The sequence below is a fragment of the Psychrobacter sp. TWP2-1-2 genome (assembly GCF_049896785.1).
Taxonomy (GTDB): domain Bacteria; phylum Pseudomonadota; class Gammaproteobacteria; order Pseudomonadales; family Moraxellaceae; genus Psychrobacter.
This window is the reverse complement of sequence record NZ_JAFCVA010000016.1, coordinates 1-15,631: the sequence shown is the minus strand read 5'-3', so window position 1 is coordinate 15,631 and position 15,631 is coordinate 1. Positions and strand designations below refer to the sequence as shown.

Genomic DNA, 15,631 nt, shown 5'->3' with positions numbered 1-15,631 from the left:
ATTTTAAACCCTGTAATTGAACTATATTTAAAATAAAAAAAAGGCTGGATTCTTATGAGAATCCAGCCTTTTACTTTCTAACAGTGCTGCAAAAAACTGGCACTTTTAAGAAATTGATAGCTTAAAGCTCTTCGACGCCCATCATATCAACTGGGGTATCAGCCACTATCTGTACGCCTTTTTTGCCCGTCTTAGCAGTGTCATTGCGCTGCTCTTGTAGATGCTCAAGATACGCTTCATTGATCTGCCCAGTGATGTAGCAACCATTAAATACGGCACAATCAAAACCTTCAACTTTGCTGTACTTGGTATCTTTTACTGCATCAATCAAGTCGTCCAAATCTTGGAAAATCAATCTATCAGCACCGATGATATCGCGTACTTCTTCTACCGTATGACCTGAGGCAATAAGCTCACTGCGTACTGGCATATCGATACCATAGACGTTTGGATATTTAACTGGTGGCGCGGCGCTAGCAAAAAATACTTTATTCGCACCAGCATCGCGTGCCATTTGGATGATTTCATGGCAAGTGGTACCACGAACGATAGAATCATCAACCAACAGTACGTTTTTACCTTTGAACTCAAGTGGTACGGCGCTGAGTTTTTGACGAACTGATTTTTTACGTTGTTGTTGACCTGGCATGATAAAGGTACGACCGATATAGCGGTTTTTCATAAACCCTTCACGGTACTTAATATTCATTTTTAGTGCCAGCTCCATCGCTGACGTACGCGAGGTATCCGGAATAGGAATCACCACATCGATATCGTGATCTTCGCCCCATTCAGCAAGGATTTTATCAGCCAGCTTTTCACCCATACGTAAGCGTGCTTTGTAAACTGAGATGTTGTCCATGATAGAATCTGGACGGGCAAAATACACATATTCGAAGATACAAGGCGTGTATTCTTGCTGCTCAACACACTGATGGGTATGTAATTTATGATCTAAATCAATGAATATGGCTTCGCCAGGTTTTACATCACGGATAATACTAAATCCTGATCCTGTCAGTGCAACTGACTCTGAGGCAACCATATACTCGGTGCCGCCATTCGGTGCCATGCGCTTACCGAAAATAAGCGGACGAATACCGTTTGGATCACGAAATGCGAGCAAACCATGACCAGTAATCAGAGCGACCACGCCATAAGCGCCTTCGACGCGACCATATACAGCCGTGACTGCTTCAAAGATATCAGCAGGCGTTGCTTTGGTTTTACCCAAGTTTTGCATTTCATGGGCAAGTACGTTTAGCAATACTTCTGAATCTGAATCGGTATTAAGATGTCGGCGATCTTCGATGTATAAAGACTTGGCCAAACTCTCAGCATTGGTCAAGTTACCATTATGTGCAAGGGTAATACCATAAGGTGAGTTGACATAAAATGGTTGAGCTTCGGCACTGCTTGACGTGCCTGCTGTTGGGTAACGGACGTGACCAATACCGAACTTACCAACCAGTTTCATCATATGACGATTCATAAATACGTCACGTACCATGCCATTTTCTTTACGTAGATAAAGTCGTCCATCTTGCAAAGTGACAATACCCGCTGCATCTTGCCCACGATGCTGTAGCATCGTCAAACCGTCATAAAGAATCTGATTGACTGGTTCGTGAGCTGCAACTCCAATGACTCCACACATAATAGCTATATCCTATTTTGACTCATTAATTAGTACTACAATAGTGGCAAGACTGCTAACAGTAGCTTATCAAAAATGCGTACTGTTACTCACCGACGACCTGATGATTGTTGTTCAGAATTTAACGAATATTTATCTTTTGACTATTAACAAAATGCACTATTTATTGGCATTTGTGATCTCTAAATGCGATTAAATAATTTTTTATCAAGGATAACTTACCAAGAGGATATGATAGAAACGATAAACTCTAGCACCATAAACCTAAGCTATCAGCATCGAATCATTGAGACATTAAAGGTTAACCGTAAAAATACTTACGACTGATTGACTTGATCCCAAGCCATACCTAACACATCTGAGACCAACGCTTTACCCATCGGGGCATAAGGCAATAGCTCAGGTGCGAGCACTGACGTTTGCCATTGTGGCATTTGCACCAGTAACGGCGCACTGACGCTAAGCACAACTAAGACCATCAGTACATTTTTAGCAGCACCCAGTACACCACCTGCCATTTTGTCAACGACACCCAAGCGTAAGGTTTTAAGCACGCCTGAAAATACAAATGCCACTAAGTGCATGATTGCCAATATGATTATCACTACCAATAAAAATGCCATTGCCATTTGTAAAACAGGGTTTTGTACCATGCCTGATAGTTGCGGCGAAACTACTCCTGCCAAACGCGTGGCAGCGATCAGGGCAATAAACCAACCGACTAGACCAACGGCTGTTTTGATCAATCCGACTTGAAAGCCGCGCCATAAGCCGATCAAAACAACAATAGCAATCACGATATCCAGACCACTCATGTTCTACGCCTCATACCTTATTGATTTTTATCGGATGCTTACTTTCGTTTTTGTGACACATTAATCTATGATGACTCAGCTCAAAATACAGTCGTCTTGTGTATCTGATAGGTAATGAGCTAGGGACATTAATCCGCTATAGCTCCATCGCGTCGTAATAGCCACCGATTGCTTGAATACAAGACTGTACCAGCCCAGGACCACGATAAATGAGCCCCGTATAGAGCTGCACCATATCTGCACCCGCTTCGATTTTTTTGACGGCTTTTGCACCACTGTCAATACCACCGACGCCTATTAAATCGACTTTACCATCTAGCTGATCGGAGAACTGTTGTAAAATTTGGGTACTAATGTGGCTGACTGGGCGACCGGATAGACCACCTGCTTGCTCACCATCAGGTAAATCTTCAACACCAACACGGCTCAATGTTGTATTGGTCGCAATCAACCCATCTATCTCAAAATCGAGCAATTGCTGCGAGATATAATCCACTTGTAGCGGCTCTAGATCAGGCGCAACTTTCAATACCAGTGGCACATAAAAACCATATTCAGTGGCTAATTGGCTGTGACGATTTTTAATCGTATCCAAAAGCTGAGTCAAGGCCTCGCCACTTTGTAAATCACGCAGATTCTTAGTATTTGGTGAGGAGATATTAACGGTGATATAGGAGGCATGCGGATAAGCACGCTCTAAACAATAGACATAATCATCGGCGGCTTGCTCTACTGGCGTATCGGCGTTTTTACCAATATTAATCCCAATATTGCCTTTGTATTGACAGCGCTTGACGTTTTCAATCAGATAATCGATACCTTGGTTATTGAAACCCATTCGATTGATGATAGCGTCTGCTTGCTTGATTCTAAACAACCTTGGCTTATCATTGCCTATTTGCGGTCTTGGCGTGACCGTGCCCACTTCTATAAAACCAAAGCCCAGCTCAGCCAACGCATCGATATAATCACCATTTTTATCCAGTCCTGCCGCTAGGCCGACCGGATTGGTGAATTGCAAGCCCATGCAGTCTGTGGGCTGCATTGACTGACCGTATACCAAACCTAAAACACGTGCTTTATGAGCTTTATCTAATAAAGATAAGGTCATCTCGTGGGCGTGCTCTGGATCCATCTTAAACAAAAAAGGGCGAAGTAAGGCATAAGACATAGTAATGGCAGACCCTGCTCGAAAGAAATAGTGAGTGAATAGTGCGAATAAAATCAAGCGCTGCGATTATATCAGCTTAACAGAAATAAGAGCAAAGTTTCATGCGCTAAATTTCTGTATTAGAGTGCTAATAGCTATACCTACATATTGGCTAAGGAACTGACAGATGTATTCTACAGTCCCTAAGGTACAGGACGACCATCCGTCAGGGCGATCCAACCACGGACGATACGATAAAGATGCCATATGAAGGTAAAAATCATGATCAGCACGCCAAATACCGCTAATAATACCGAACCAATGGCAATATTATTGCTATCAGCCAGCATACTGATGCCAAAACCCCCTAATGCAAAGGTAATGATAATAATGCCTAAGAAGAAAAATACGATGCTATACCAAAAGGTCTTAATCTGCCAATCAAAATGCGTGGACAACCACGAACCCTCTGCGTCATGGCGCTTCGCATAGTTCATCACAATCGGTACAACCCACAGTAATCCAGCGGTAAAATAGCTGATTACGTATAAAAAATAAGTAATGTGATTATAAGTGATTAAAGAACGGCGCTTACCAGTGCTCATATTGTCACTCGCCCCATAGCTCTGCCTTTGCTGAGTCATTTCATGATCAAATGCAGCTTCAACTGACGCATTACTCTGGTGTTCAGCAGTTCTGGTCTGCTGATGGCTACGCGTGTCAGGTTTGCGATCAGAAGATTGATTCATCTTAAATATCCATCTCTGGCTGTGTGATAGTTAATTAATTGTGTCAAACGTGCAATTTTTCAATGACACTAATGACACTAATGACACTAATGACAAATGGTTATTTTAGAAATTGATGATCAGTTAATTTGGGGCGACAATAGACAAGAATTAAAATACTTCCAGTTTCCACAGCATATCGATTTATGAGGTGACAGTCGCTTGTACTTGAATGGCTTTGGTAACCAAGTCTTGCTGTATCGATAGCTGACTGAATTGCCAACCTTGCTGTTCGAGTTTGCCAAGTGCGGTGCTGACCACCGCTTGACTGGTATGATTGAAGCTCAGTTGCACGGCATCACCCGTCGCAACGACTTGGGCGTTGGCAATACCTGAGTTGTTTAACAATGCACTGATACTATTGGCAGGTGGCATGGCGGCTTCACCATCCGCCGTGTTTGCCGCATTGATCGCATTACTATCGATATTGCCAGCTTGGGCACGCAACCAAAAGTAATCCGCCACTTGCTCTTGATAGTCGCGCTTACTGTCATTTGCCGCTTGATGAATACTATAACCACCATAGCCCCCAATAAACAATAATAAGAACATAGACAATACGGCCAATGCCAACTGATCACGCGGCGAAAGTGCCTGCCAACGTAAAGATAGCATCTGTTGAAAATTATTTACACGCGTTGACAACACATTGGTTCCAATACTGTCACTGGTCTCTGGCGTGATGTTATTACGTTTGGTGCGGCGCTGCAATCGTTTCATTTTCCAACCTTTTTGACTTTTATTACCACTGCCTATTTATTACCACTGCCTAGTTGGCAAATAAATTATGATGCCGCTACATTGGTTTGCGTCGTGTCATTATTTTCTACGACATTCACCGTAACTTGACCACTAAACTGCCCTTGCTCATTACTGTTTACCTGTGCAAGCTTGGCATTTAAACCCTGCGCAACAAGTGTGCTCGTAAACTTATCAAGACTATTACGATCAGGGGCAATCAAGGTAAAGCTGAGCGCTGATGGCTGCATCACTAACGCTTGCGCCCGCAGTGAAGACTGTTTGATTAACGGGGATATGCGAGTCAATGCTGCCATATGAGAAGCTGGTGCTTGGCTATCACTGCGCAGCTTTGGTTGCAACTGCACTTGCAGTTTGGTGCGCGAGCTTAATGGCTCATTTGGAAACCAAGCTTGATACTGCGCCGCAATCTCAGCTTTGGTCGCTACCGCCGCCTTATTATACTGATACCACTGCAGGCCATCGGTCGCCATCTGTAATACCAGTGCCGATAACGCGATCATCGCTGCCACACGCAAATACGGTGAAAGCTTTGAGTCCGTTGATTTAATAAAGAAGTTAAGCGCGTGACGCTCAGGGCTGTCAACAGGCTTGGGCGGCGTGGTCAATGTGGTTAATAATAACTGGTGATCTGCAACAAGCGCGGCCGTTTGTGCCATAAATCTCGTGGGCATTGACGAATTTGTTGGCTTTGAAAAATCATCTAAAGCCGTTATGGGCGGCAATATATTTACTTCACTTAAATGCGGGAAACGTTCAAAAATCAAGGGTAAATAACTGACAGCCATACCTTGTCGCAATGACTGACGCAGTAGCATGGTTTGCTCATCTTGATACAGTGTTACTTGCTGACCTGCCCCTTCATCTGGCGTTGGCAGCAATAAAAAATCAGGTAGTAACGCCGTTATGCTCATGCCAGCGAGCTTAGCACTCTGCTGCCATGACTCGATATCGCTTTGCGCCAGGGCATACAGTTGGTGATTATCGGCTTCACTGATTTGCCGAATCGCCAATTGCTCGACAGGGGTCAAGGATGTCTCTTCAAACAAGTATTGCTTGCCGCTATTGCCCAGTTGTTTAAGCTGAGTCGCATTCAGCTCAGTATCTATCTGCAATATATGGCTTGATGGAAAGTATAGACACAAAGTCTTCTGTGCATTGGTTTTATAATTACCATAGATTGTTTGCAGCTGTTGCCAACCATCAACCGTTTGCCATTGCTGAATATCTTCATGCCAGACAGCTAGCGGGCTATGCTGCGCTCGTAACCAAACATGTAACACTAAGCGTGTCCTTAATTATTAAAGCTGTTTTAAATGTAGGATAAGATAGGATTCAGACAATCTCATGCTGATGCAGGTTGGTTTGTTATCATCATTGTTCTTCTGTAATAGCTAAAACCTGATGTATTGGCGACTGAAATTTTAGTAGCCAACCCTTACTTAGCCAGTTTAACACCACTAAGCATCAATAGACTAAGTGCCAACAGTATTACTGACGATTCGACCTAATCTCAATACGGCTGCTCAGGCACAAAACGATCAATCTCTTTTGCCATACCTGCCATTACAAAGTCCATCTCAAACACCCTTGCTTCTGCAAGAGAAAATGATTCAGGATAATCACCGGTTAATAAACCAGCGATATAAGCAACGATAGACATATGACACACCACTACCAGACACTCAGCGTCAATATTCGCAATATCTATTAAGGCTTGACGCGCATCATCAGAAGGCGTGATATTTTCCTGTACGATTACTGGAACCTTGGGCGCGCGCGTCTGAAATGCTGCTAGCGTCTGCTGTGCTCTATCATAGGGACTGACGACAAAATAATCAGGATGATAGTGAGTCATCACATACTCTGCCGTCTGCATTGCTTGCTGTTGACCAAAGTCAGTTAACTGGCGCGCGCTGTCTGGGCGCGACTCATCTTCTGCTTGACCATGACGTACTAGTATAATTTTCATAACCTTCCTTTATGCATTGTCATGATGACGTTGTTTGCAGAATAATCATTCTTAGAACAACGTCATCATTTAACATTGGGATTTTTACTTACTGTCAGTATCGCCACTTTCATCATCAGTGCTATCGCTTGACGTCTTCATCTGCGCAGTTAGCGCCGCATTACTATGATCATGTGCCATTACAAATTCAACATCACTACGGAAGCCCGCTTCCATGAGATGTAACGCCACACCTAATGCTGCTTTATCTTCATAAATGACCGCATACAATGCATGGGTAATAGGCATGTAGATGCCTTGCTTGGTAGCTTTCTCATGCACTTGCTGAATAGTATTAACCCCTTCAGCCGTTTGACCGAGTTTTTTCACCGCGGCCTCAATACTCATACCGCGACCGAGCATGTTGCCGATACGATAGTTACGACTGAGCTCTGAGCTACAAGTGGCGTATAAATCACCCACACCAGACAATCCTAAGAAGGTAAGCGGATTCGCACCCGCCTCAACCCCAAAGCGGCTCATCTCTGCCAAAGCACGAGTCAATATCATTGCCTTGGTATTTTCACCGACATCATAGGCCGCCGCCATTCCCATGGCAATCGCATAGATATTCTTTAGCGCACCGCCAAGCTCCACACCTTTGACATCATCACTGGCAAACACTCGAAAAAATGCACTATGTAACGCGGCTTGTACGGCATGGCGCAATGGCTCAGACTCACTGGCGATAACGGTCGCCGATGGCATGTTTTTCATGATCTCTATCGCAAGGTTTGGCCCCGACATGACACCAAAATTCACTTCAGGTAGCTCATCTTTAATAATGTCGCTCATCATGGCAAAAGTATCTTTTTCCATACCTTTGGTCAATGACACAATAGACTGACCACTGATAAATGGTGCAATATTCTTTAGGGTCTCACGAAAAGCCAAACCAGGCACAGCGATAAAAACGATATCTTTGTCTTTGACGGCTGCTGCCAAGTCATGGCTGTACTTAAGGCTGTCATCAAGCTTATAACCTGGTAAATATTTTTTATTGGTCTGCGTTTTTACCATCGCCTTTACCGTACGCTTGTTACGTACCCACAGCGTGGTATCACAGCCATTGCGTGCAGCCAAGTTTGCCATTGCTGTACCAAAACTACCACCGCCTAAAAACGCCAAACGTAGCTTGGTAGGATTACTGTGAATATCCGCCATGTTTTTTGCCACTGCTGATTCTACCGCGCTAGGATTGAGTTTTTTACGACCAATACCCGATTTGGTAGCACGTTCGATGATACCTGCCAGCAGACTGTTTTGCTTTTCAGGGGCATTCGTATTCACCTCAGTATTATCGCTACTGATGTCTTTGTTGCTATCATTAGGGCTGGTCATTTGCTGTTATCCGTATTGGCTGATTTATTATTAATAGAATTTATCATGGTTTATTTATCATGACTTATGACGCTTTAGAGCTTAGAGTATTGAGTATTGAGGCTATCTATCTTTTTGCTACACGACCGACTGTCTTTTTAGAGAGTGGTATTCGTCAAGAGAAAAGCGCCACTAAACAGCGCTTAGATATATTATGACTCAAATCGCACTAAAGACTCGATATCAATCGGTTTACGGGCGGGTTCATTTTTGGGGCTGGTGCCAGTATAAACAAAAGCCGTCACATAATCATCTGGACCAACGTCAAAATATGTTTTAACAGCAGCTTCATTACATAGTAGTCCCGTACGCCATACTGTACTAAAACCTTGGGCTTTTAGCGCCAAAATCAGGTTTTGTACAGCCGCTCCCGCACTTAGCATTTGTTCAAAAGGAGGAACTTTTTTGTGCGCTTGTATTTTTGTGACAACCGTGATGATGACGGGCGCTCTTAGTGGCATGGCTTGAGTTTTTGCGATGTCCTTTTCGGACAGCGTTTCGCCCTCTTGCACCGCTTTGGCTTGAGCCGCTGCGACCAAGGCATTGCCCAATTCATGACGGGCATCCCCCTGTGTCACTATAAAACGCCATGGACGCAGTTTTTTATGATCTGGCGCTGTCGCCGCACACTCAATCGCTGTTTCGATTTGGGTCTGTGTGGGTGCGGGCAAATCCAAATTACCCATACTGCGCCTTGAATTGATCCAGCCAATCATTTCTTCACTGCTAATCGGCATACTGTCTGTGCTAATATCTTTGGTCGACAGTTTTTTATCATTTTCGTCGGATGTAGTCATTACTGCTCCTTATTTATTATTATCTTTTTATGCAAAAAACCAATGCTTTGGTTTGCTCTCAATACTGTCAAAAAACACGTTATGTCAAACGAATATATATCAATATTGAGTGTGAGTGATTTGAATGAAAAACCATGAGTGTTTTAATCGACAACTTGTAGATTATCATCGGCTATGAAGAGGCTTTGATTATGCCACATCATCGACCCGATGCTCCATGCGCAGATAATCCTCTGACTGCATCTCAAGCAAGCGCGAGCGTGTCCGTTCAATCTCAAACGCCAATTTCTCTCCTTGATATAGATCCAAAATCGACTGCTGCGCTCTAACCAGCAACTTAACACGGCGATCATAAAACTCATCAACCAGATAAATAAACCGACGGGTCGGATCACGTAAGTCATCGTCTAAGGCAGGCACGGCATTGACCAATACTGTGCTGAACTGCTTGGCGATTTCGATGAAATCAGATGCTGATCGTGGCTCCATACATAAATGACGGAAATCACAGAATAAAATATCCTCAGTGCGAGCATTAATTCTAATTTCGCGACCATTGATCGTAATCGGCTCATTACTGATTTTTTGGTTATTGGATAAACTGGCAAAACGGTTGGCTAACCAATGATGATTCGCTTTCGTCATAGGCGATTCATATAGCTCTGCCTGCTGCAATACGCGCAAACGATAGTCGATGCCAGAATCGATATTCATCACCGTAGTATGACGCTCCACTTCAGCGATAGCGGGCATAAAACGGTCACGATGTAAGCCGTCTTTATACAATCCTGATGGCTCAATATTTGAGGTGGCGACCAATGTAATACCACGATTGAACAGCATGGTAAATAAATCACCCAAAATCATGGCATCAGAAACGTTAGAAACAAAGAACTCATCGAAACAGATAATAACCGCTTCTGCATAAATGATGTCGGCGACTTTTTCTAATGGGTCACTCTCACCTTGCAGCTTGTTTAGCTCTTGATGAACGCGCTGCATGAAATGATGAAAATGCAGACGCATCTTGCGATCAATGGTCAATGAATCATAAAACATGTCCATCATCCATGTTTTACCACGACCTACCCCGCCCCACATATACAACCCCGTTGGTGCTGTCGGCTTGGACTTTAAAAAGCTAAAAAAGCTTTTCTTCTGTGGCGCACTATTGATGAGCTGATGATGTATCTCATCAAGATAGCTCATGGCCTTAAATTGCTGCTCATCTCGAGTAAACTCATCTGTACTGACGGCTTGCTCGTAACGTTGCAATGGAGATAAACTCATAATACGACTCATCATTAGACAAAATAAATAGTAAGGTAATGGTTGATTCTGCATGAACTCGTCAAAGTAAAGCGATCAGAGCTCATGACTTGATAGCGGTTCTCTATCCTAATATTACTAGGTAACAACTAAGCGTCGCTACCAAAGGTATGCTTTTCTAATAAGCCTTTCAACTCTGACAGACGTCCATGAAAAAAGTGCCCTGCGCCCTCTACAACGCTGACAGCAATTCCTAATCGCTCCGCAAATGCTTGCATATTATCAGGGTCAATCACTTCATCAGCATTGCCATAAATCTCAAAAGTTTTATCGGCTGGCAAGCTTATATCACTGCTGTTATTTTTTTCAACGGATGGAGCAATAAGGGCGATTTTAGTAATCTCAAAATCGCCTAGCCCCCAAATATGAGGGGCTTCAAGTACCTGCTCAGCCACCCGTGCTGTCACATAACCGCCAAAAGAAAAACCACCCAACCATAACTTGCGCGCATTGGTTTGCTCTGCAATCCATTGTAGCACGGTCATTGCATCTACGACTTCACCATCCGCATAATCGTGCTCGCCAGTCGACTGCCCGACACCGCGAAAGTTAAAGCGTACCACGTGCATACCATTATCACGAGCAAAGCGATACATCGTCGTCACCACTTTATTATTCATCGTGCCGTCGAATAACGGATTGGGATGACACAGTAACGCCACTGTATCAGTATTTGGATTGTTAGGATTGTCTTGTTGCCAAAGCGCGTCGACTTCGAGCACGCCAGCAGGAGCAGGAATTAATGGCATAAAATTACTTATTGATTAAAAATGAATAGGTCAATTATCCTAGATATGGTTTATATTTCAAGTGATTTGCTGTGTCATAGTACCGCTTATTTTCATTTTCGCTCATCATAAGTAAACGTCGCCTATGAATATATGATGAATATGTGCGGTCTCTGCAATACCGCACACAATAACCGACTAGACACCCCAGAGCCGAATAGGGTAGATTCATCATAGTTGTTGAGCCACCTATGGACGGATACGTGCATGGCGTATCCTCAACTTTGCTGTGATATTCAACTTTATGTATGACTGACAGACATTAGGAATCGTTTATGAATACTATTAATAAAACCGCTGCACTGACTGCTACTTTGGCGGCAGCACTCGCCCTAAGTGCTTGCCAAACTACGCCTTCATCACCAGTTATCCAGCGTGCCAACTCTATTTATGAGACGACTGGCATCGCCGATAGCAAAGTAAAAGCACAGCAAAATGCGATAGACAGCGCACAAAAGACTTGCAGAGGTAAGCAAGTTATTATCGTCGATGACAAAGTCACTTATAACGGTATTTTAGATGAAAATACCGGTCGGATGATTGGGCAAGCCAGTGCCGTCCTCGGTACGATCCTTGGTACGGGCTCGCCGAACTTATCACGTGACGACGATTACGAGTATAAAATCAACTTTCGTTGCCAATAAAATAATTATTATTTCATAAAGCACTTATTTGGCGGCTTGTTATTTAATAAAGTATTTAGCCAACCAATCAGCGATAAGAATATATTAGTCGCTGACTGGTTGGCTTCTCTTTTTGTGTGCTCGCTTTTGGGGTAAACTACCCTTTCAGATTTTTTATGACTCTTACTCTATAAACAGCCCGTTTTTAAGCTCCCTCACTTTTGGTCTATTATTATGCGCAAACCTAACCTGTCAAATATGAAACCAGCTAAGGTATTAGCGCCTGCCAAAGATTTAGCGACCTTGGAAGCCGAGTTAGCTGAGCAAGAAAACAATATAGAAGTCAATTTAGAGGATACCGTTCTGCGGTTAAGTGACTATTTATCAGCCGTTGATATGGTTATCAAACAGACCTTTAACCACCGTGTATGGGTGAAAGCAGAGATTCGCAATCTATCTAGCAAAGGCGGGCATTATTACTTTGAGCTGGCAGAAAAAGATGATGACGGTAAGGTCATTGCTAGCTGCCGCGGCAATCTTTGGCGCTTTAAAGCAGCACGCGTCTTAGCAAAATTTGAGCGCGCAACTGGCATGCCCCTTGACCGTGATTTGACGGTATTGCTCAAAGTATCCGCAGGCTTCCATGCGCAATATGGCTTCTCTCTCACTATTGAAGATATTGACCCTAGCTACACGTTAGGCGACTTGGCGCGGCAATATGCAGAGATGGTCGATCGCTTGACGGGAGAAGGTTTATTAAACCTGAATCAACAGCTGCCTGTTCCATTTGATATTGAGCATGTGCTGGTCATTGCCCCTGAAAAAGCCGCTGGATTAGGTGATTTTCAAGCCGACGCTGATCGCTTGGCGCGCACAGGTGCCTGTCATTTCCATTATCATAACGCTACCTTTCAGGGTAATCATGCGCCAAGCGAAATCCGCCAAGCCATCGTTAACGCCCAGCAGCAGTTTTTTGATACTTATGAGCACCTGCCAGACTTATTAGTCATTATTCGTGGCGGCGGTGCGGTCGGTGATTTAGCCTATCTAAATGATTATGAATTGGCAGCATTGGTTGCCGAGCAGCCCATCCCTGTCTGGGTTGGCATTGGTCACGAGCGTGATAAAGTTATCTTAGATGAAGTGGCGCATACTAGCTTTGATACCCCATCAAAGGTGATTGCCGCTATCATGACGCATTTAGCCCAGCTCGTCACTCAAACGCTGCAATACCAAGCGCAAATCAAACAAGCTGCTCAGCGTCAATTAAACACCGCTGAACAACAAACGACACGCCAGTTGAGCCAAATACAATCACAAACGATTGGTCAATTAACGGCGCTGCAAAAAGACAGTGATTATGCGTGGCGTAGTATTCAGCAAAGCGCTCAGCGACAGGTCAAGCAAGCAGCAAGACTAATAAGCGATCTGCGCGCGCAGACTCAAGCAGCGGCCTATCAGCAGTTAACAGTGGCTGCTAGTGCCAGTCAAAATAACCAAAAAACGCTTATACATTCGGCACAGCAGCAATTAATACAAGCACAGCGTGGTAGCGAACATCTGCGTGATATTGTGCTCCTGCATCGCCCTTCTCGGGTGCTCAAGCAAGGCTATACCATGCTTACTGATGCAAAAGACAAGCAGATACTGACCAGCGGTATGCAGCTCCATCCAGAACAAACGGTGCACATCCTCTTAAAGGACGGTAAAGCAAAAGCACAGATTATTGACGTAAACATTAATAAATAAGAAGTACAACCTACCGTCGATTCAACTTAATCAAAGACTTTATTTTAAAATTAGGAAACCTTATGACAACCCCTACTCGCAAACGCAAAAAAACCGCCCCAAAAACTTTTAAGGCCGCTTATGATATTCTAAAAACCAATGCCGCTGAATTACAGCAACAAGATGAGCCAGATATTGATAATCTGATGACCACAGTGGAAGAGTCAATTGCTGCTTATCGCGTTTGCGAAACCCGTATCAATGCCGTACAGCAAGCACTAGATGCCGCTTTTGCTGAAGAAGATAAAACAGAGAATAGCGACAGTTAAGTTAAGTCAATTCTATTCAGGCTCGTCGACTTCAAAGACTTGGCGCAAATAGGCAAGATACGTGTCGTTATTAATCATGGTCTTGCCTGGACTGTCTGACAGTTTAGCGACCGGCTGCCCATTGCATTCAACCAACTTTAAGACGATATTTATCGGGCTGATACCCATATCATTGGTGAGGTTGGTACCAATACCAAAGCTGGTCTTTATTTGACCTTTAAAATACTGATGTAAATCCCAAGCTTTATCCAAATCTAAGCCATCACTAAAGGTTAAAATCTTGGTTCTTGGGTCTATTTTAAGGTTTTTATAATGAGCAATCGCCTTATCACCCCAGATATACGGGTCGCCGCTATCGTGACGTAAACCATCAAACAGCTTAGCGAAATACAAATCAAAATCGCGTAAAAACGCATCCATGCCAACGACATCGGTCAGCGCAATACCCAAATCGCCGCGATACTCATGCACCCACGCTTCAAGCGCCGCTTTTTGTGAATCACGTAAACGCACATCCAAAGCCTGAAATGCCTGCATAAACTCATGTGCCATCGTACCTATCGGTGTCATTCTGAGCTTTTTCGCTAAATACACATTGGAAGTACCGCTCACTATTTTTGGTTCAGCTTTATGCAAGGTCTCAACCACATGGGCTTGCCAAGCTTTGCTAAAACGTCTACGAGTACCAAAATCAGCGATGATTAATGGCGGCGTATTAGCATCACATTTTGCCTGCTCTATCGCATATTGATGCAACAATGTGACTTTTTCATCCAATCTGCGCTGACCTTCTTCAATCACACTGGCATTCGATAGCGCGTCAAAATACAGCTCATTAACGATGGCGAGTACAAATACTTCAAAGAACATCGCTTGAATCATCGGCCCTTCGATATCGATAAATAAGCGACCTTTATCATCCGTACTGACGGTAATAAAACGACGTTTCAACTTAAACAATTCTAGATAGTCAACGAAGTCTGAGCGCATAAAGCGCAAACCACGTAAGTACTCTAGTTCATCCTCTAAAAATCGTAATTCACATAAATTGTCTAATTGCTGCTCTAGATCATCTTTAATATTAGCCAATGGATACAGCGTGTCTTTGTTATTACGGCAGCGAAAGCGATAAACACCATGTGTCTGTGGAAACTGATGCAGCATGGCTTGCAGCATCGTAAATTTATATAAATCATTATCAAGTAAAGAGGTAATAATAGGTTCAAAAGGTTTAGAGGTATGAGTAACGGTCATGTTACAGCCTTAAATACAAAAATGAAAAGCCGCCAAACAAATCCAGCGACGAAATAGGTATACATAACTTTGACTTCCTCCCCGCCCTCAAAGGAGGGGGATTTCTACTAAAGACGGCCAAGCCCGACCGCGAGAATGTTTTTTGCTCCATTAACGTCTCTGTTATGGGTCGTTTTACAAGAACGACAAAACCATACTCTTATACCAAGCGCTGATCTACCTT

At 43.6% G+C, this 15,631-nt stretch carries 17 protein-coding genes; 4 read left to right on the top strand and 13 right to left on the bottom strand.

Annotation, left to right across the window (positions count from 1 at the left end):
* Positions 1 to 121: 121 nt before the first annotated feature.
* From purF to ACP7AE_RS12245, 8 genes are all read right to left on the bottom strand, one after another.
* Positions 122 to 1,657, bottom strand: coding sequence for an amidophosphoribosyltransferase (gene purF / locus ACP7AE_RS12280; RefSeq protein ID WP_055124190.1), 1,536 nt, complete (start codon positions 1,655 to 1,657; stop codon positions 122 to 124).
* Positions 1,658 to 1,974: 317 nt separating this feature from the next.
* Complete coding sequence (locus ACP7AE_RS12275; protein ID WP_045446136.1) at positions 1,975 to 2,472, bottom strand: CvpA family protein; 498 nt, start codon at positions 2,470 to 2,472, stop codon at positions 1,975 to 1,977.
* 136 nt (positions 2,473 to 2,608) lie between these two features.
* Positions 2,609 to 3,643: a quinone-dependent dihydroorotate dehydrogenase gene (locus ACP7AE_RS12270; RefSeq protein WP_426243374.1), complete on the bottom strand. Its 1,035-nt coding sequence runs from the start codon at positions 3,641 to 3,643 to the stop codon at positions 2,609 to 2,611.
* Between the two features lie 182 nt (positions 3,644 to 3,825).
* The gene (locus ACP7AE_RS12265) at positions 3,826 to 4,371 is read right to left on the bottom strand and encodes a DUF4870 family protein (protein WP_426243372.1); all 546 of its coding nucleotides are present in this window, start codon (positions 4,369 to 4,371) and stop codon (positions 3,826 to 3,828) included.
* 183 nt (positions 4,372 to 4,554) lie between these two features.
* Positions 4,555 to 5,130, bottom strand: coding sequence for a type II secretion system protein GspM (gspM, locus tag ACP7AE_RS12260; RefSeq protein ID WP_426243370.1), 576 nt, complete (start codon positions 5,128 to 5,130; stop codon positions 4,555 to 4,557).
* Positions 5,131 to 5,195: 65 nt separating this feature from the next.
* Positions 5,196 to 6,452 carry a type II secretion system protein GspL gene (gene gspL / locus ACP7AE_RS12255; RefSeq protein ID WP_426243368.1) on the bottom strand — a complete coding sequence of 419 codons (1,257 nt, stop codon included), beginning with the start codon at positions 6,450 to 6,452 and terminating at the stop codon, positions 5,196 to 5,198.
* Between the two features lie 230 nt (positions 6,453 to 6,682).
* Entirely contained in the window at positions 6,683 to 7,141 is a 459-nt protein-coding gene (locus tag ACP7AE_RS12250) for a SixA phosphatase family protein (protein WP_426243366.1), read from the bottom strand.
* An 84-nt stretch (positions 7,142 to 7,225) separates the two neighbouring features.
* Positions 7,226 to 8,521: an NAD(P)H-dependent glycerol-3-phosphate dehydrogenase gene (locus ACP7AE_RS12245; RefSeq protein ID WP_193011029.1), complete on the bottom strand. Its 1,296-nt coding sequence runs from the start codon at positions 8,519 to 8,521 to the stop codon at positions 7,226 to 7,228.
* 59 nt (positions 8,522 to 8,580) lie between these two features.
* Between ACP7AE_RS12245 and ACP7AE_RS12240 the strand changes: the two genes are divergently transcribed.
* Positions 8,581 to 8,718, top strand: coding sequence for a hypothetical protein (locus ACP7AE_RS12240; RefSeq protein WP_426243364.1), 138 nt, complete (start codon positions 8,581 to 8,583; stop codon positions 8,716 to 8,718).
* On the opposite strand, the gene ACP7AE_RS12235 is transcribed toward ACP7AE_RS12240, so the two are convergent.
* The 3 genes from ACP7AE_RS12235 to ACP7AE_RS12225 all read right to left on the bottom strand — a co-directional run bounded on the left by ACP7AE_RS12235 (position 8,713) and on the right by ACP7AE_RS12225 (position 11,435).
* A complete protein-coding gene (locus tag ACP7AE_RS12235) occupies positions 8,713 to 9,357 on the bottom strand; it encodes a nitroreductase family protein (RefSeq protein WP_270894216.1) in 645 nt (214 codons plus the stop codon). The two genes, ACP7AE_RS12240 and ACP7AE_RS12235, sit on opposite strands and share 6 nt — an antisense overlap.
* Positions 9,358 to 9,546: 189 nt before the next feature.
* Positions 9,547 to 10,647: a cell division protein ZapE gene (gene zapE, locus ACP7AE_RS12230; RefSeq protein ID WP_426243361.1), complete on the bottom strand. Its 1,101-nt coding sequence runs from the start codon at positions 10,645 to 10,647 to the stop codon at positions 9,547 to 9,549.
* Positions 10,648 to 10,775: 128 nt separating this feature from the next.
* Entirely contained in the window at positions 10,776 to 11,435 is a 660-nt protein-coding gene (locus ACP7AE_RS12225) for an alpha/beta hydrolase (RefSeq protein ID WP_087815651.1), read from the bottom strand.
* 314 nt (positions 11,436 to 11,749) lie between these two features.
* Here ACP7AE_RS12225 and ACP7AE_RS12220 point away from each other — a divergent pair, with 314 nt between their 5' ends.
* The 3 genes from ACP7AE_RS12220 to xseB all read left to right on the top strand — a co-directional run bounded on the left by ACP7AE_RS12220 (position 11,750) and on the right by xseB (position 14,154).
* Positions 11,750 to 12,118: a hypothetical protein gene (locus tag ACP7AE_RS12220; protein WP_045446124.1), complete on the top strand. Its 369-nt coding sequence runs from the start codon at positions 11,750 to 11,752 to the stop codon at positions 12,116 to 12,118.
* A gap of 213 nt (positions 12,119 to 12,331) precedes the next feature.
* The gene (xseA, locus tag ACP7AE_RS12215) at positions 12,332 to 13,846 is read left to right on the top strand and encodes an exodeoxyribonuclease VII large subunit (RefSeq protein ID WP_426243359.1); all 1,515 of its coding nucleotides are present in this window, start codon (positions 12,332 to 12,334) and stop codon (positions 13,844 to 13,846) included.
* 62 nt (positions 13,847 to 13,908) lie between these two features.
* Positions 13,909 to 14,154, top strand: coding sequence for an exodeoxyribonuclease VII small subunit (gene xseB, locus ACP7AE_RS12210; RefSeq protein ID WP_201604854.1), 246 nt, complete (start codon positions 13,909 to 13,911; stop codon positions 14,152 to 14,154).
* 12 nt (positions 14,155 to 14,166) lie between these two features.
* On the opposite strand, the gene pncB is transcribed toward xseB, so the two are convergent.
* Complete coding sequence (gene pncB / locus ACP7AE_RS12205) at positions 14,167 to 15,408, bottom strand: nicotinate phosphoribosyltransferase (RefSeq protein ID WP_426243357.1); 1,242 nt, start codon at positions 15,406 to 15,408, stop codon at positions 14,167 to 14,169.
* Between the two features lie 107 nt (positions 15,409 to 15,515).
* On the bottom strand, positions 15,516 to 15,631 hold a 116-nt coding region (locus ACP7AE_RS12200), incomplete at its 5' end, for a zinc ribbon domain-containing protein (RefSeq protein ID WP_140412993.1).